Origin of the sequence: Phaeobacter sp. A36a-5a, assembly GCF_037911135.1 — a bacterium.
Lineage (GTDB): Bacteria > Pseudomonadota > Alphaproteobacteria > Rhodobacterales > Rhodobacteraceae > Phaeobacter > Phaeobacter bryozoorum.
On record NZ_JBBLYU010000003.1, the window covers coordinates 392,286 to 408,822 of the forward strand.

General features: G+C 59.6%; 17 protein-coding genes. 11 read left to right on the plus strand and 6 right to left on the minus strand.

The genetic code is table 11. The annotated features are described in order from the left end of the window. Positions 1–51: 51 nt before the first annotated feature. Positions 52–1,227 (minus strand): acetyl-CoA C-acyltransferase family protein, encoded by a 1,176-nt coding sequence (locus WLQ66_RS15325; protein ID WP_340547192.1) that lies wholly within the window; start codon positions 1,225–1,227, stop codon positions 52–54. 137 nt (positions 1,228–1,364) lie between these two features. Between WLQ66_RS15325 and WLQ66_RS15330 the strand changes: the two genes are divergently transcribed. The 3 genes from WLQ66_RS15330 (at position 1,365) to tdh (ending at position 4,282) form a co-directional block, all read left to right on the plus strand. Continuing rightward, positions 1,365–1,931: a helix-turn-helix domain-containing protein gene (locus WLQ66_RS15330; RefSeq protein ID WP_340547193.1), complete on the plus strand. Its 567-nt coding sequence runs from the start codon at positions 1,365–1,367 to the stop codon at positions 1,929–1,931. Positions 1,932–2,051: 120 nt separating this feature from the next. Continuing rightward, complete coding sequence (locus tag WLQ66_RS15335) at positions 2,052–3,239, plus strand: glycine C-acetyltransferase (RefSeq protein WP_340547194.1); 1,188 nt, start codon at positions 2,052–2,054, stop codon at positions 3,237–3,239. A gap of 14 nt (positions 3,240–3,253) precedes the next feature. Further along, positions 3,254–4,282, plus strand: coding sequence for an L-threonine 3-dehydrogenase (gene tdh / locus WLQ66_RS15340; RefSeq protein ID WP_340547257.1), 1,029 nt, complete (start codon positions 3,254–3,256; stop codon positions 4,280–4,282). 75 nt (positions 4,283–4,357) lie between these two features. Here the strand turns inward: tdh and WLQ66_RS15345 are convergent, their stop codons facing one another. The 3 genes from WLQ66_RS15345 to WLQ66_RS15355 all read right to left on the minus strand — a co-directional run bounded on the left by WLQ66_RS15345 (position 4,358) and on the right by WLQ66_RS15355 (position 8,073). Then, entirely contained in the window at positions 4,358–5,086 is a 729-nt protein-coding gene (locus WLQ66_RS15345; RefSeq protein WP_340547195.1) for a metallophosphoesterase family protein, read from the minus strand. 96 nt (positions 5,087–5,182) lie between these two features. Further along, the gene (serA, locus tag WLQ66_RS15350) at positions 5,183–6,778 is read right to left on the minus strand and encodes a phosphoglycerate dehydrogenase (RefSeq protein ID WP_340547196.1); all 1,596 of its coding nucleotides are present in this window, start codon (positions 6,776–6,778) and stop codon (positions 5,183–5,185) included. A 113-nt stretch (positions 6,779–6,891) separates the two neighbouring features. Next, positions 6,892–8,073, minus strand: coding sequence for a phosphoserine transaminase (locus WLQ66_RS15355; protein WP_340547197.1), 1,182 nt, complete (start codon positions 8,071–8,073; stop codon positions 6,892–6,894). A gap of 288 nt (positions 8,074–8,361) precedes the next feature. Here WLQ66_RS15355 and serB point away from each other — a divergent pair, with 288 nt between their 5' ends. The 5 genes from serB (at position 8,362) to WLQ66_RS15380 (ending at position 11,222) form a co-directional block, all read left to right on the plus strand. Continuing rightward, entirely contained in the window at positions 8,362–9,237 is an 876-nt protein-coding gene (gene serB, locus WLQ66_RS15360) for a phosphoserine phosphatase SerB (RefSeq protein WP_340547198.1), read from the plus strand. A gap of 4 nt (positions 9,238–9,241) precedes the next feature. Continuing rightward, positions 9,242–10,000, plus strand: a complete 759-nt coding sequence (locus tag WLQ66_RS15365; RefSeq protein ID WP_340547199.1) for a TSUP family transporter — start codon at positions 9,242–9,244, stop codon at positions 9,998–10,000. Between the two features lie 99 nt (positions 10,001–10,099). Then, positions 10,100–10,420: an ArsR/SmtB family transcription factor gene (locus WLQ66_RS15370; RefSeq protein ID WP_340547200.1), complete on the plus strand. Its 321-nt coding sequence runs from the start codon at positions 10,100–10,102 to the stop codon at positions 10,418–10,420. Further along, entirely contained in the window at positions 10,417–10,845 is a 429-nt protein-coding gene (locus tag WLQ66_RS15375; RefSeq protein WP_340547201.1) for an SRPBCC family protein, read from the plus strand. The genes WLQ66_RS15370 and WLQ66_RS15375 overlap by 4 nt, the downstream gene beginning before the upstream one ends. Before the next feature lie 62 nt (positions 10,846–10,907). Further along, complete coding sequence (locus WLQ66_RS15380) at positions 10,908–11,222, plus strand: YciI family protein (RefSeq protein WP_340547202.1); 315 nt, start codon at positions 10,908–10,910, stop codon at positions 11,220–11,222. A gap of 72 nt (positions 11,223–11,294) precedes the next feature. On the opposite strand, the gene WLQ66_RS15385 is transcribed toward WLQ66_RS15380, so the two are convergent. Then, positions 11,295–12,293, minus strand: a complete 999-nt coding sequence (locus WLQ66_RS15385) for an asparaginase (protein ID WP_340547203.1) — start codon at positions 12,291–12,293, stop codon at positions 11,295–11,297. A gap of 174 nt (positions 12,294–12,467) precedes the next feature. Here WLQ66_RS15385 and WLQ66_RS15390 point away from each other — a divergent pair, with 174 nt between their 5' ends. The 3 genes from WLQ66_RS15390 to rlmN all read left to right on the plus strand — a co-directional run bounded on the left by WLQ66_RS15390 (position 12,468) and on the right by rlmN (position 14,804). Beyond that, positions 12,468–12,998, plus strand: a complete 531-nt coding sequence (locus tag WLQ66_RS15390) for an invasion associated locus B family protein (protein ID WP_340547204.1) — start codon at positions 12,468–12,470, stop codon at positions 12,996–12,998. Positions 12,999–13,139: 141 nt separating this feature from the next. Beyond that, complete coding sequence (locus tag WLQ66_RS15395; RefSeq protein WP_340547205.1) at positions 13,140–13,523, plus strand: lysozyme inhibitor LprI family protein; 384 nt, start codon at positions 13,140–13,142, stop codon at positions 13,521–13,523. A 96-nt stretch (positions 13,524–13,619) separates the two neighbouring features. Then, positions 13,620–14,804: a dual-specificity RNA methyltransferase RlmN gene (gene rlmN, locus WLQ66_RS15400; RefSeq protein ID WP_340547206.1), complete on the plus strand. Its 1,185-nt coding sequence runs from the start codon at positions 13,620–13,622 to the stop codon at positions 14,802–14,804. A gap of 30 nt (positions 14,805–14,834) precedes the next feature. Here the strand turns inward: rlmN and WLQ66_RS15405 are convergent, their stop codons facing one another. Then, positions 14,835–16,076, minus strand: coding sequence for a metallopeptidase (locus WLQ66_RS15405; RefSeq protein WP_340547207.1), 1,242 nt, complete (start codon positions 16,074–16,076; stop codon positions 14,835–14,837). Positions 16,077–16,537: the final 461 nt, after the last annotated feature.

The following is a 16,537-nucleotide window of genomic DNA, read 5'->3' on the forward strand; positions in this document are numbered from 1 at the left end:
AAAAGGCCCCGGTGAGAACCGGGGCCTTTTGCTTTTCAGCGGATGCGGGGATCAGAGGCGTTCGATTGCGAGGGCGATACCTTGGCCGCCACCAATGCACATGGTGATGAGCCCCTTGGAGCCGCCGATCCGCTCCAGCTCGTAAAGTGTCTTCAGCGTGATGATCGCGCCAGTTGCGCCCACCGGATGGCCAAGCGCAATCGCGCCGCCATTCGGGTTTACCTTGGCCGGATCCAGTCCCAATTCCTTGTTCACGGCCAGCGCCTGCGCGGCAAAGGCTTCGTTCGATTCGATCACGTCAAAGTCGCTGGCGGAGAGCCCGGTTTTCTTCAGCAGGTTCTGCACAGCAGGCACCGGACCGATTCCCATCACTTCAGGGCGGACACCTGCATGGGCGTAGCCCAGAATACGGGCCTTGGGCTTCAGGCCAGCTTTCTGGGCAGCCTCAGCTGTGGCCATGACGATTGCGGCGGCACCATCGTTGATGCCGCTTGCGTTGCCAGCAGTGACACGGCCGTCCTTCTTGAACACCGGTTTCAGGCCGCCAAGTGTTTCCATTGTGCTGGTCTTGGGGTGTTCATCCACCTCAAAGGCCACCATGTCACGCTTCACCTTGACCTCGACCGGCGTGATCTGGCTGGCAAAATGCCCGGCCTCGATTGCCGCAGCGGCGCGGGTCTGGCTGGTCAGCGCAAATTCATCCATCTGGGCGCGCGTGATGTCATGCTCATCCGCGACGTTTTCTGCGGTCACCCCCATGTGACCGGTCCCAAAGGGGCAGTTCAAGGCGCCCAGCATCATATCGAGCGCGCGGGCATCGCCCATTTTCTGCCCCCAGCGGGCGCTAGGTACGATGAAGGGGCTGCGTGACATGTTTTCGGCGCCACCGGTGAGGGCAAATTCCGCGTCGCCCAGCATCAGCGACTGGATGCCGGAGACAATCGCCTGTGCACCTGAGCCGCAGAGGCGGTTCACGTTCATCGCAGGCGTACCGTTCGGAATGCCGGCCTGCATCGCAGCGACACGGCTCAGGTACATGTCGCGCGGTTCGGTATTGATCACATGGCCAAAGACCACATTGCCGATCTGCCCCGGCTCAACGCCGGAACGTTCCATAGCGGCTTTGGATGCGACGGTTGCCAGATCAATTGGGGTGGTGCCCGCCAGCGATCCACCAAAGGTGCCGATGGCGGTACGGGCGCCATCCAGGATCACGATATCGGTCATGGTCTCTCTCCTCATGAGTTTCGCGCTGATTATGCAGATGCAGCATGGCCTGTCCTGCGAAACGTGCCGTCATAACAGTTTAGCCATGATGCCGCTCCTGTTTGACAAATGGATTTCAAAGGCGCAGAGATTCCGCCATGACGGAAAATGTAGACGATATCCTGACGCTTCTGCCCGCCCGCCTGAAAGAGGCGCGTCGCGCCCAGGGCCTCAGCCTGGAGGCTGTGGCCAATCTCTCCGGTGTCAGCCGCTCCATGGTGAGCCAGATTGAACGCGGCGAGAGCTCACCAACGATTGCGACCCTGTGGAACCTGACGCGTGCGTTACAGGTGGATTTTGCGGGGCTGCTGGACAGTCAAGAGGCACAGGACCGGATCGAAGTCCTGCGCGATGGCGATGTCCCCTCCATTGAAAACATGGGGGAGGGCTGTCTGATCCGCATTCTTTCTCCACCTGAAGACGCCGGCGGCCACGAGGTCTACGATATCCGGCTCAAAGAAGGGGGCGCATTGAACAGCCAGCCTCATGGGCGCGGAACGGTCGAACACCTGACGGTTCTCGACGGGACTGTTGCGCTCTGTTCGGGCAGTGCGACCGAACGGCTGCACGCAGGGGATACCGCCCGCTATGCTGCAGATGTGACGCATTCCATCGCTGCACAGGACGGTCCGGCACGTCTGTTCCTGATCGTGAAGAATGCGTGATTGGCAAGAATAGGCGGGCCTTCCATTTTGACGGATTTTTGTCCACTATATTGAAATCCCCTATTCCGGAAATTTTTCCGCTATGCTAGAACTCCGACTCGAACGAGAAGGAGTTTCCGCATGTCTACTGATTTTCTGACCGACATCTCCAAGACCCTGGAAGAGATCAAAGCTGATGGTCTTTACAAGCGGGAACGAATGATCACCTCCCCTCAGGGGGGCGAGATCAGGGTTGGGGATGCGGCGGTCATCAACCTGTGTGCCAACAATTATCTTGGCCTTGCAGATCACCCCGACCTCATCGCTGCTGCGCGCGGCGCAATGGATGACAAAGGGTTCGGCATGGCTTCTGTCCGCTTCATCTGCGGCACCCAGGACATTCACCGGGAGCTGGAGCAGCGGCTTGCGAAGTTCCTCGGGAAAGATGACGCAATCCTGTTTGCTGCCTGTTTCGACGCCAATGGCGGGCTGTTCGAGCCGCTCTTGGGGCCGGAGGATGCGATCATTTCCGACAGCCTGAACCATGCCTCGATCATCGACGGTATCCGGCTGTGCAAGGCGAAGCGCTACCGCTACCTGAACAGCGATATGAACGATCTGGAGGCCTGGCTGAAACAGGCTCGCGAGGACGGCGCGCGGCATATCATGATCGCCACCGACGGCGTGTTCTCAATGGACGGTTATCTGGCCAAACTACCGGAGATCCGGGCGCTCGCGGACAAATACAATGCCATCGTGATGGTCGATGACTGCCATGCGACCGGCTTCATGGGCGCAACAGGCGCCGGTACGCCGGAGCATTTCGGAGTGGACGTGGATATCGTCACCGGGACATTGGGCAAAGCACTTGGGGGGGCCATCGGCGGTTACATCGCCGGGCCGCAGCCAGTGATCGACCTGCTGCGGCAGCGGGCGCGGCCCTATCTGTTCTCCAATTCGCTGCCGCCATCAATTGTTGCTGCCGGGCTGGAGGCGATCCGGCTGGTGGAGGAAGGGGACGGGCTGCGGGCGCAGCTGTTCGAGAATGCGAAATACTGGCGCGCGGGGCTGGAGAAACTGGGCTTTGACCTGCTGCCGGGTGAGCATCCGATCATCCCGGTGATGCTGGGCGAAGCGCAGCTGGCGCAGGATATGGCGGCAAGGCTGTTTGACGAGGGCGTTTATGTCTCCGGCTTCTTCTTCCCCGTCGTGCCGCGCGGTCAGGCGCGGATCCGCACCCAGATGAATGCGGCGCTGACGCGGGAGGAGCTGGACCGTGCATTGGCCGCCTTTGGCAAGGTGGGCAAGGAATTGGGGATCCTGTCATGAGCCGTCCGAACACGATGAAGGCGCTGGAAAAGAGCCATCCGCAGGAGGGTCTGTGGATGGTGCAGGCGCCGGTGCCGGAGATCGGCCCCGACGAAGTGCTGATCAAGGTGAAGAAGACCGGTATCTGCGGCACCGATATACACATTTGGAACTGGGACGAATGGGCCGCGCACACCGTGCCGGTGCCAATGATCACCGGCCATGAGTTCGCGGGCGAGATTGTCGAGATCGGCCGCAATGTCACCGATCTGACGGTGGGGCAGCGCTGCTCCGGCGAGGGGCATCTGATCAAGACGGATTCGCGCCAGAGCCGGGCCGGCAAGTTCCACCTGGACCCGGGCACCCGCGGCATCGGGGTGAACGAGCAGGGGGCCTTTGCGCAGTACCTGAAACTGCCGGCATTCAACGTGGTGCCGCTGCCAGATGACATTCCGGATGAGATCGGCGCCATCCTCGACCCGCTCGGCAACGCGGTGCATACCGCGCTGAGCTTTGACCTGCTGGGTGAGGATGTGCTGATCACCGGCGCGGGCCCCATCGGCATCATGGCGGCGGCGGTGGCGAAACATGCCGGCGCGCGACATGTGGTGATCACCGATATCAACCCGGACCGGCTGGCGCTGGCTGAACATGTGGTGCCGACCGTGCGCGCGGTGAACGTGGCACAGGAAGACCTGCAGGACGTGGTGCGGGAGCTGGGGCTGAAACAGGGGTTCGACGTTGGGCTGGAGATGTCCGGCAGCCAGGCGGCACTCGACCAAATGGTGGAGGCGCTGGTAATGGGCGGCAAGATTGCCCTTTTGGGCATTCCGCCGGGCAAATCGCCGGTCGACTGGTCACGGATCGTGTTCAAGGCGATCACCATCAAAGGCGTCTACGGGCGCGAGATGTTCGAGACCTGGTACAAGATGATCGCAATGCTACAGAACGGGCTGGATGTGAGCCGGGTCATCACCCACCGGTTCGGCGTCGATGATTTCGCCGACGGCTTTGCGGCAATGAAATCCGGCTCCAGCGGCAAGGTGGTGCTGGACTGGACGTGATGTCGGGAAGAGGGGGCTTTGCCCCCTCGCGCCCCTGGCGCTCACCCCCAGGATATTTGAAGCCAGAAGATGGGCTTATGGGGTGAGGGCCTGTCGGCCTTTGCTGGTGAGCAACCAGACCAGGCCGGATTCGAAAACGGCTGTGCTGAGCGGATTGCCGAAACCGGCGCCGCTGTCGAGGTTCACGCGATTGCCATAATGTGTAGCGCGCTCCACCGGAGTGTGACCGTGAACGATAAGCTTGGGGTGGGGGGCGCGTTCCTGATGAAAGGACTGGCGTATCCAGACCAAATCATTTTCGATCTGGTTTTCCAGCGCAACGCCAGGCCGGATTCCTGCGTGGACGAAAGCGAGATCGCTGGTTTGATGCATGGTTGTCAAACGTTTCAGAAAGGCGACATGGCTGTCGGGGACCGCGGCTCTCGCCTCGGCATGGACGTCGGCAAGACGGGTTCGCTCTGGGAAGGTCACTCCGTAGCTTTCGAGCGTTTCGAGACCACCGATACGGTCGTGCAACCAGTGATAGCCCACCAGCATATGCGGGTCGTGGCGCGGCGTATCCTCCATGAACCAGGCGAACATGCGGTCGTGATTGCCCAATAGGGTTATCCAGTTGCGACCGTCCTTTTGCCCGGTGATCAGGTGATCGATCACCCCCCGGCTGTCGGGGCCGCGATCAATGAAGTCGCCCAGGAAGACCACCGACGCATCGCGCCCGCCATCTGCCTCGATCAGGTCCAGAGCCTCTTCCAGCATCCCAAGCTGGCCGTGGATATCGCCGATTGCATATATTGGGGCGGTCATGGGACTCTCCTGCGGGATATTCATGGTGCCAAACGAGAAATGCGCCGCCTTCATAGCTCGGCGGCGCATTCATTGAAATCTCTGATAGGCTAGGGATCAGCTGACATCAAACTGCAGCGGCTTGATCTGGTTGAAAAACTCGGTTTCCGCCAAGGCCGCGCGAGCCGCAGCCGGTACCGGTTCATCAACGTAGAGCAGTGCGATCGCCTCACCGCCGGCCTGCGAACGGCCAAGCGTGAAGTTGGCGATATTCACGCCCATATCGCCCAGAATGCGACCGAGGGTACCGATGATCCCGGGCACATCCTCGTTGGTGGTATAGAGCATATGCGCGCCCACCTCTGCGTCGATATTGATGCCCTTGATCTGGATGAAACGAGGTTTGCCATCCGAGAACACCGTCCCGGCCACTGAACGCTCACGCTTGCTGGTCACAACCGTGACCTTGATATAGCCGTCGAAGGCGCCGGATTTGTCCTGATTGGTGGTGGAAATCTGAATGCCACGTTCGCGGGCCACCACGGGCGCGGAGACCATGTTCACATCGGGATTGAGCTTCTTCATGATGCCCGCGACCACCGAGCAGTTCAGTGCCGCAAGGTTCATCTCGGCGGCCACGCCATCATAGAGGATGTTGATGGCCTGAATGGGTTCATCCGTCATCTGACCGATGAAGCCACCGAGATGCCCGGAAAGCGCGACCCATGGGCCCATCACGCGCGCCTCCTTGGCGGTCATCGAAGGCATGTTCAATGCGTTCTCAACCGCGCCGTCGAGCAGGTAATTCGACATCTGCTCGGCAACCTGAAGGGCAACGTTTTCCTGGGCTTCGCTGGTGGCTGCACCGAGATGGGGGGTGCAGACTACATTTGGAAGGCCAAACAACGGGTTGGTCATGGCCGGTTCTTCGGAGAAGACATCAAAAGCAGCACCGGCGACATGGCCTGAGGTCAGCAGCTCCGCCAGCGCCGCTTCATCCACCAGACCGCCACGGGCGCAGTTGATGATACGCACGCCTTTCTTGGTTTTGGCCAGGTTCTCCTTGGACAGGATATTCCGGGTCTGGTCGGTCAGCGGCACGTGCAGGGTGATGAAATCGGCGCGGGCGAGCAGCTCGTCCAGGTCAACCTTCTCAACACCCATCTTGTCAGCTTTCTCTTGGCTGAGAAACGGATCATAGGCGGCCACTTTCATCTTCAGGCCGCGGGCGCGGTCGCAGACGATACCGCCAATGTTGCCGGCCCCGATCACGCCGAGGGTCTTGTTGGTCAGCTCAACGCCCATGAATTTGGATTTTTCCCATTTGCCGGCATGGGTGGAGGCCGAGGCCTCGGGGATCTGTCGGGCGACGGCGAACATCATGGCGATGGCGTGCTCCGCGGTGGTGATCATGTTGCCAAAGGGCGTGTTCATCACGATCACGCCCTTCTGAGAGGCGGCATCCTTGTCAATATTGTCCGTCCCGATGCCAGCGCGTGCGATCACCTTGAGATTGGTGGCATTGTCGAGGATTTTCTGGGTGACTTTCGTCGCGGAGCGGATCGCGAGACCGTCGTAATCGCCGATGATCGCGGCCAGCTTGTCCTTGTCTTTGCCAAGGTCCGGCTGAAAATCAACATCGATGCCGCGATCACGAAAGATCTGAACAGCAGCTTCAGAGAGTTTGTCGGAGATGAGAACTTTGGGAGCCATGAGTGGGGTCCTTCATGCGGGGGCCGGTCGGGCCGAATGTCTGGGTGAAACGCCTGTGTCGGCGGCAAGTCGTCTGATGCCTGCCCAGTTGGTGCGGGGCAGGCGCTTGGGGGTCAGGCTGCGGCGGATTGAGCCGCGATTTCAGCCTCAAACGCCCATTCAAGCCAGGGCAGCATGGCCTCGATATCAGAGGTTTCGACGGTGCCGCCGCACCAGATGCGCAGACCGGCAGGGGCATCCCGATAGGCGCCGATGTCCAAGGCGACATCTTCGGCTTCGAGACGTTTGGCAACAGCCTTGGCGAAGGCAGCACCATCTGCAATGCGCGCATCGGTGAACTTCAAGCAAACCGATGTATTGGAGCGGGTGGCAGGGTCGGCTGCCAGATTCGCAAGCCATGGCTTGGCGGCGCAGAAATTGAAGATTGCCTGTGCATTGGCGTTGGCGCGGGCCTTTAGCCCGTCAAGGCCGCCGACGGACCGCGCCCAGTCCAGCGCGAGAAGATAATCCTCAACGGCGAGCATCGAGGGAGTGTTGATGGTCGCGCCTTTGAAAATACCGTCAATCAGCTTGCCGCCCTTGGTCAGGCGGAAAATCTTCGGCAGAGGCCAGGCGGGAGTGTAGCTTTCCAGTCGTTCAACCGCGCGGGGGCTGAGGATGATCATGCCGTGCGCCGCTTCGCCGCCCAGCACCTTCTGCCAGGAGAAGGTTGTCACATCCAGTTTGTCCCAAGGCAGATCCTGCGCGAAGGCGGCAGAGGTGGCGTCACAGATTGTGAGGCCCTCGCGATCAGCGGGGATCCAGTCGCCGTTTGGGACGCGCACACCGGAGGTGGTGCCATTCCAGGTGAAAACGACGTCCTTGGTGAAATCGACTGTGGCCAGATCAACCAGCTCACCATAGTCAGCGGTCTTGACGGTGGCGTCCAGCTTCAGCTGTTTCACCACATCGGTCACCCATCCTGCGCCAAAGCTCTCCCAGGCCAGCATTTCGGTTCCGCGGGCGCCCAGCAGGTTCCACATTGCCATCTCGACCGCACCGGTGTCAGAAGCAGGAACGATCCCGATCTTATAGTCCGCTGGTACGCCGAGAATTTCGCGCGTGCCTTCGATCGCGGCCAGCAGCTTGTCCTTGCCGACAGCGACACGGTGGCTGCGTCCCAGAGGAGCGCCAGCAAGCTTGGTCAGATCAAATGCGGGGGGTTTGGCACAGGGGCCGGAGGAGAAACGCGGATTGGCAGGTCGCGCGGTAGGTTCGTGCACGGTTGCGTGCAACGCCGGTTCTTCAATAGCCATAATGCTATCCTTCCAGATAAGCGCCTCTCGTTGGGGAGAGGTGTCCCGCTGATAGGGCTACTGGCTGAAATCCGGCTGGGCAACAGGGAAAATGACAAATAGCGGCTATATCGGAATCAATAGCGACGCATTCTGACGCCTTTCGGAAACAGATGGCACGCTGGGCGGCGGGCGATGGCAATGTGAGACACCTGCGGCACAGTTGTGAGGGCAGGGTGGAATCGGGGGCTTGGCGATGGATGGCTTGCGGGCGTATGACGGGCGCATCCTTGCCCGATGGAGCTTGCCATGTTTGTCGCCACCCTGCTTTGCAATCCGCAAACCCCCTGCCTTGCACCCGCGCTAACCGAATCGCTGCGCAATGCCTGGGGGGGAGGTGATGTGCAGTGGCTGGCACCGGATATTGCGGCTGAATTCTCTCTGCAGGTGCGGCCGGATAATCACTGGGACGTTTGGGCGGATCTGCAGGATCTCGGCGTGGATCTGGTGATCCAGCCGACAGCGGGGCGCCGGAAGAAAATGCTGCTGGCGGATATGGACTCCACCATGATCCAGCAGGAGTGCATTGACGAACTGGCCGAAGAGGCCGGTGTGGGTGCGCAGGTGAAGGAGATCACGGCGCGGGCCATGAACGGTGAGCTGGATTTCGACGGTGCCCTGCGGGAGCGTGTCGCGCTGCTGAAAGGTTTGCCCGTCGCGGTGATTGATCAGGTTCTGGATCGCCGTATCACGCTGATGCCGGGCGGCCCCACGCTGCTGGCAACGATGAAAGCCGATGGAGCCTATGCCGCCCTGGTGTCTGGTGGTTTTACCGCCTTTACCGAATGCGTTTCGGATCGGTTGGGGTTTGATGAGAACCGGGCAAACACGCTGCTTGTGGCGGATGGCGTCCTCAGCGGTGAGGTCGGTATGCCGATCCTAGGGCGGGCCGCCAAGGTCGACGCACTAGAGCAGATCACTGCGCGTCTGGGATTGACCGAGGCGGATGTCATGGCGGTTGGCGATGGTGCGAATGATCTTGGCATGTTGGGGCGTGCCGGTGCAGGTGTAGCACTCCATGCCAAACCATCGGTTGCCGCAGAATGCGACATTCGTATCAACCACGGTGACCTGACGGCGCTTCTTTATATTCAGGGCTATGCCCTGAGCGATTTCAAAGGCTGATATTATGTTCGAGGTTGGGTTTGAAGTCCTGCTGCTGTTGCTGGCAGCAGGGTTTGCGGCTGGGTTCATTGATGCCATAGCCGGTGGCGGCGGGTTGATCACGGTGCCAGTTTTGCTCTTGGCTGGGGCCAACCCAATCACCGCCCTTGCCACCAACAAGATTCAGGGATTGTTCGGGGCGGCCACCGCTGCCCTCAGCTATGCGCGCGGCGGTCACGTCGATTTGCGCGGGCAGGCTGGATCTGCGCTGATTGCAGGTATTGCGTCAATCTGCGGCGCGCTGTTGATTTCGGTGCTGCCGACGACGTGGATCCGGTGGATCCTACCGCTGTTGCTGATCGGAATTGCCGTGTTCTTTGCCACCAAGAAGGGGCTTGATGACAGCGATCGGGCGCGGCGCCTGTCGCCAGCGATATTTGCTGCCATCATCGTGCCGCTCTGCGGTTTCTACGACGGGTTGCTGGGGCCGGGTGCTGGCAGCTTCTACATGCTTGGTTTTGTGTCTCTGGCCGGGCTTGGCATCCTGCGTGCGACGGCACATACGAAACTACTGAATTTCGCGTCCAATGCCGGAGCACTGCTGGCCTTTGCTTTTGTTGCGACGCCATGGTGGGGCGTTGGATTGGCGATGGGTATCGCGCAGATCGCCGGTGCCCGGGTCGGTGCCGGGTTGGCGCAGAAGCAGGGCGCTCGCATGATAAAGCTATTGCTGGTTCTGACCTCAGTTGTTCTGGCGCTGCGGCTGCTGTGGGACATGCTGTGATCTTCTGAACGTCGGCGTCAACGCGGCAAGACGGGATCACGACACTGCTGCGATGAAATTTAACCTATCCATTAATTAACCCATGTGTTAATATTTGGTATGACTCCATTACTCAAATCATTCTCCGCCCTCTCTGACGGCACGCGTATGGCCATCATCGAACAGCTGATGGAACACGGAGAGCTGCCAGCCGGTGATCTGGTGCGGGGATCGGGCATCACTGCGCCGGCGATCTCGCGCCATCTCAAGGTATTGCGTGAGGCTGGATTGGTGGCGCAGCGCGCCGATGGGACACGCCGATTGTATTCAGCGCGGCCAGAGGGACTGAAGCTGATCGCAGACTGGACCCTGTCGCGGCAATCGTTCTGGCAAAGCAGCCTCGATCGGCTGGAAGCAGCACTAAGGGAGGAAATGGAATGACGGATTTGCGCTTGGAACGCGAATTCCAGGTGTCGCCGGACCGGCTGTTTGCCTGGATCAGCGATACCGAGAAGCTCCTGCAATGGTGGGGACCAGAGGGGCTGACCGTGCCTGAGCATACGCTGAATTTCCGTCAGGAGGGGCCGTGGTTCACGGTCATGATGAATGCCGATGGAGACCGTTATCATGTCTCAGGCGTGGTCACCCATGTGCGTCCGCCGCAGTCGATCGGATTTACCTGGGCGTGGCACGACGAAGCAGGCGCGCGCGGGCACGAAAGCCATGTCACCCTCACCGTTGAAGCTATTGAGACGGGTACTCGGCTGATTGTTGATCATCGGGATCTGGACAACTCGGAGATGGCCGAAAACCATCGGGTCGGATGGGAATCGTCTCTGCGAAAACTGGTGTCCAAGCTCCCGTGATTGCGGGCTTGCGACAATGAGAAGCTGTTTTAATGAAGACCTAAACAGGGGAGGAGTACCCAATGCCACAGTTCATTTTTGCATATCACGGCGGCAAGACACCGGAGACACCGGAAGAGGGCGCCAAGGTCATGGATGCCTGGAAAACCTGGATGGGCGGGATGGGCGACGCGCTTGTCGTGCCGGGGAATCCTGTCGGCATGTCAAAGACGGTTCAGAAGTCGGGCGTCGCGGACAACGGTGGTGCCAATCCGCTGTCCGGCTATTCCGTGGTCGAAGCGGTTGACATAGATGCCGCCTGTAAAATGGCCAATGGCTGCCCGATGGTGACCAGCGGTGATGGTTCTGTTGAGGTCGCCGAAATCATCGAAATGTGACCACATATAGCTGTCTTGGAACACGCCTTTGATTGCCCCGGTCCGCGTTCTGCGTGCCGGGGCAATCTTTGGTCAGAACTGCATTTCAGCCGAGGGCCGGATCGAACCACAGTCGATGCCTCGGCGATTGATCAGGGGGGCGTTGCGATATTTCAGTGTTGCCGGATGGTCGGCATCCAGAACGCCGAGCCCCACCAGAATGCTTGCAATTGCGCATTCGCTGGCGCGGGTGGCACCGTCGGTGATCTTCAGCGCCACACCCAGTTTCTGTTCGGGCAGGATGGCGATGAAGACGGCTTCAGCGCCGGTTTTGATCGCGACCTTGCCGCCCATCGCACGCATAAGGTTGGTGCAGGCGCGGGTTTCGCCAGCGACCAGTTCGGGATGCGCTGTCATCGCGGCCACCAGCTGCTGCGCGGCATCGGCATCGCGGTCCGAACGGTCAGAGGCGGAGGCAAACCAGGCCATCGCCCGTGCCAGACCCTTCACGGAGGTTGCGAAATTCGGCGCTGAGCACCCGTCGATGCCATAGCCAGGGCTGGATTCGTCGGTCACCTGCTCAAAGGCGCTGCGGCAGGCCTGCTGTACCGGATGGTCAATCTCTACATATTCGGGTCCGGCCCCCAGGTGCTGGGACAGCGTCAGAAAGCCTGCATGCTTGCCGGAGCAGTTATTGTGAACCTGACACGGGCTTGTATCGGTTTTGATCAGCGCGTTTCGCGCCGGAATATCGTCTGGCAGCTGCGGGCCACAGCGGAAATCATGATCGGTCATCGACAGCTGATCCAGCCAGGCGTTGACGCGGCTGGTGTGGATCTCGGCGCCATTGTGCGAAGCACAGGCGAGGGCGAGCTGCTCAGAGGTCAGCCCGTATTTTGCCGCTGCGCCCGATGTGATCAGAGGCAGCGCCTGGATCATCTTGGCGGAACTGCGCGGGTAAATAATCGCGTCGGGATCGCCCCAGCTGCGCACGATCTCTTCCTTGGCGTTACAGACAACGGCATGGCCCAGATGCAGGCTTTCCAAGAGCGGACCGCGCCACACTTCAGTCATCGGTACGGGTTTGGTCATCACAAAACGCCTTTCCTGTTGGCAATTTCCCGCCAAAACGGGCTTTCACACGTGGCGATAGTTACGATAGTGTGTATGAGTACACAAGCGAGGGGATCGGGACCAGACGGCGAAGGTAACGCCGCATGTACCCTGGCTTATTTGAGGTAACGACAGTCTTTGGAGTTGGGACAAATGGCATCAAAACTCGTCCGCTGCGTCGCGGGCCTGTGTCTGGCCGCAATGGCCACCAGCGCATCCGCACAGCAGGCAGAATCTGACAATCGCGTCGCGAGCAATGTCGACTGGAGCGTGTTTCAAGGCGAAAGTCCCAAGGAATGCTGGGGTGTCTCCGCTCCGAAAGAGACCGTAAACACCCGTGACGGCCGCGTGAAAGCCGTGCGTCGTGGCAAGATCCAACTGTTCGTTTTCTATCGGCCAGAAACCGGCGACAAGGGGCAGGTGACTTTCACCGGCGGCTATCCCTTTGCGCCGGGCTCAACCGTGAATCTCGCAGTGGGCGATACCGAATTTGAGCTGTTCACAGAGGGTGAGTGGGCCTGGCCTGCAACGGCTGCGGATGACGCCAAGATCATCACCGCGATGAAACGTGGCGCGCAGGCTGTTCTGACAGCCCGGTCCGCACGTGGGACACAGACCAAGGACACGTTCTCGCTCCTGGGCTTTACCGCCGCGGTCGAGGACGCCGAAAAACGCTGTAACTGATTGCGCTCGGCGGTCGCCCCCAGAGCGTCGCGCACATGCGAGGAGACCCGGCCTGCATCCGGGTTTTGAGCTGTCGAACGGGTCGGAGGTGTTTTGCCCGGCCCGATAACATCTGTCATGACACCCTAGGAGTTCCACATCATGCGGCGCCACATCGTCACACTCGCCTTGGCATTGCCGTTGCCGGTTCTGGCGGATCCTGCAATGGAATGCAGCGGTGCTGTTTCTCAGGTTGACCTGCGCAGCTGCCTTGAGGCGGATGAAACCCGCGCCAATATGGCTCTTTCACAGGCGTTTGATTATGCCCGCAATACGATGGCCGAACTTGATGATACCACCGGACGACCTGCCGCAATCCCTGCACTGGAGGCGGGGCAGGCATCCTGGGAGACGTTCCGTGACGATCATTGCGCGTTTGTCGGGGAGACCTTTGCCGGCGGTTCGGGAACCGGTATCGCGGTTCTATCCTGTCGTATTGGCCTGACACGGGATCGGGTCGACGCGCTGATGGATTACGCCCGGTAAGAGAGTGCCGAAGCAAAATCGGGAGGATTCCTTTTGATCTTTGGCAAGAATCCTATATAGAGCCGCATCCACCCAAACAGACCGAGTCTTTTTGCCATGACCGCCAATGCGCCGATCACCCAGGACGTCCTGACCCTGCCTCGCAAGATGCCTGAGGGCGGCAAGATCAATCTAGTAGGTCTGACCCGCGACCAGTTGCGGGAAACACTGATCGCACATGGTACGCCGGAAAAGCAGGCCAAAATGCGGGTCGGGCAGATCTGGCAGTGGATCTATCAATGGGGCAAGCGCGACTTTGCGGAGATGACGAATCTCGCAAAGGCTTATCGCGCGCAGCTGGACGAGCATTTTGAAATCGCGATTCCCGAGGTGGTGAGCAAACAGGTCTCTACCGATGGCACGCGCAAGTATCTGGTGCGTATCGCTGGCGGCCATGAGGTCGAGGTGGTCTACATCCCTGAGGAAGGGCGCGGTACACTGTGTATTTCCTCGCAGGTGGGCTGCACCCTGACCTGTTCGTTCTGCCATACCGGCACGCAGAAACTGGTCCGTAACCTGACGGCGGCCGAGATCGTTGGCCAAATCATGATGGCGCGTGACGATCTGGACGAATGGCCGGTTCCCGGCGCGCCCAAGGATGAGACGCGCTTGCTGTCGAATATCGTGCTGATGGGGATGGGAGAGCCGCTCTACAACTTTGACAACGTGCGCGACGCGATGAAGATCGCGATGGACCCCGAGGGGATCAGCCTGTCGCGGCGTCGCATTACCCTGTCAACTTCCGGTGTGGTGCCGGAAATCGCGCGCACGGCCGAGGAAATCGGCTGCCTGCTGGCTGTGTCCTTTCATGCGACCACCGATGAGGTGCGCGACAAACTGGTACCGATCAACAAACGCTGGAATATCGAAACACTTCTGGACGCGCTCCGCGCCTATCCGCGCCTGACCAATTCGGAGCGGATCACTTTTGAATATGTGATGTTGAACGGCGTGAATGACAGCGACGAAGACGCCCATCGTCTGGTTGAGCTGATTGATGGGATCCCGGCGAAGGTCAATCTGATCCCATTCAATGAATGGCCAGGTTCGCCCTATACGCGTTCGTCAAACAACCGGATTCACGCCTTTGCCAACATCATTTATCAGGCCGGCTATGCCTCTCCGATCCGTACACCACGGGGTGAGGACATTCTGGCGGCCTGTGGTCAGTTGAAATCGGCTACCGAGCGTGCGCGCAAGAGCCGTAAACAGATTGAGGCCGAGGCGGGGCTAAACCCCTGACCTCGACCTCCAGGCAGGTCCCCGGCTGCCTCAACTGAATATGAAATCCGCTCCCGTGAGGGTGTCGGTGTAGTTGGTCAATTCCACTTCGAACCAATTGGAATAGGAGATGGTGGTGCTGCCGTTATCTTCGACGATGTCGAGCTGGTCGAGACTGCCGATCCAGAGGCCAGACACGTCAATCACATCTGCGCCACGGCCAAAGTCGGTGATCCGGTTGACGTCATAGGCATCTGCCTGATCAAAGACAAAAGTATCCGCACCGGAGCCGCCGGTCAGCGTATCGCTGCCATCGCCGCCGACCAGCGTGTCACGCCCGACCCCGCCCAGCAGTTGATCGTCGCCGGATCCGCCATGGAGCAGGTCGTGCCCACGCTTGCCGTGGAGGATGTCGCTATCGCTACCGCCGGAATAGGCATCATCAGTGGTGCCGCCTATCAAGAGATCTGCACCACTGCCGCCGAACAGCCGGTCTTCGCCCAAGCCCCCGATTATAGTATCGCTACCACCGGCACCGCGCAGGGTATCATCTGCCTCGCGCCCCTGAACATGGTCATTACCACCTCTGGCGTTGATCGTGGTGTTCTGGTCGGTGCCGATCACCGTTTCCGCCGCGTTTGTGCTTCGGATGATAATGGGATCACTGCCACCGCCGAGGATCTGCCAACCTGCGAAGCTGTCGCTGCTACCATAAACGTGCTGCATCGCCTGAATGTCGAACGAACCCAGCTCCGTTACATATGTAGGGCTGTGATTGTATGTCATTACCGTGTTTTCAGGCGTGTCGGCGTGGTGGTCCAGCGTCAGCCCGCCATCATGCGAATGCTGCAGGCCAAGGGCATGGCCGACCTCATGCAAAAGCGTAACATAACCATAGGTACCCTTGGTCATGATGGCTGTGTCGATGGTCAGGTCACCGCGACCGGTGAAGCCATCCCCGGACATCGCAATATTGGCCCAGCCGCCCGCCGTGCTACCGGTTGAGCCAAAGGCATTGATCATGCCTCGGCCTTCGACTTCGATGAAACGCACCCCCGAAATATCTTCGTATTGAGACAGGCTTTCGCGAAACAGATCGCGTTGATCGTCATCAAAGGCCCAATATTCGGTCGCGCCATAGGGGTCGCTCTCAGCCGGATCCGCGAGGCTACCTGTTTCGGTAAAGCTGTAGGTGATGATGGCCTGCGTTCCCAGATCCGCCGGGGCATTCCAACGGAAGTGGTCGCCGTCGAGGTAGTATAGAAGGGCTGAATAATCCGAAACTCGGGGCATGCGACAACTCCACTTGGGTTGTCGTCAATCTGGTCAATGAATGTGGCGCTGATGGGCCGATTCTTGGGGAATTTTTGGGGCGCTCGACGCCGCTACAGATAGAAAGGGAACGAACTGGGCCGGTCGGTACCCCAAGTTTCAGTTCTGTGATGCGCTTGATATTTCTGTTTATTCAGAGGCTTAACCTGATCGCCCTGGCTCCCTCTCGGATGTCGCTCCTAGGGGCTGCGAAAAATGGCGTTTCGGCGCCAAAGCCTCACATTGTGAACAATAGCATTAAATTTGACCGATTCTGATGATTGAGAACTGTCGCGACCGGGGAACAGGAGCGGTCATCGATTGCATCGTCGCCAGCTGGTCTGATCTTGCGTTGTCGGCGCGTATTTACTGCTGCGCGCATCAAGAATAGCGGTGCTGCCCAGAAATTTCCACAATCCGGGTACATTTCCGCCATTCCAACA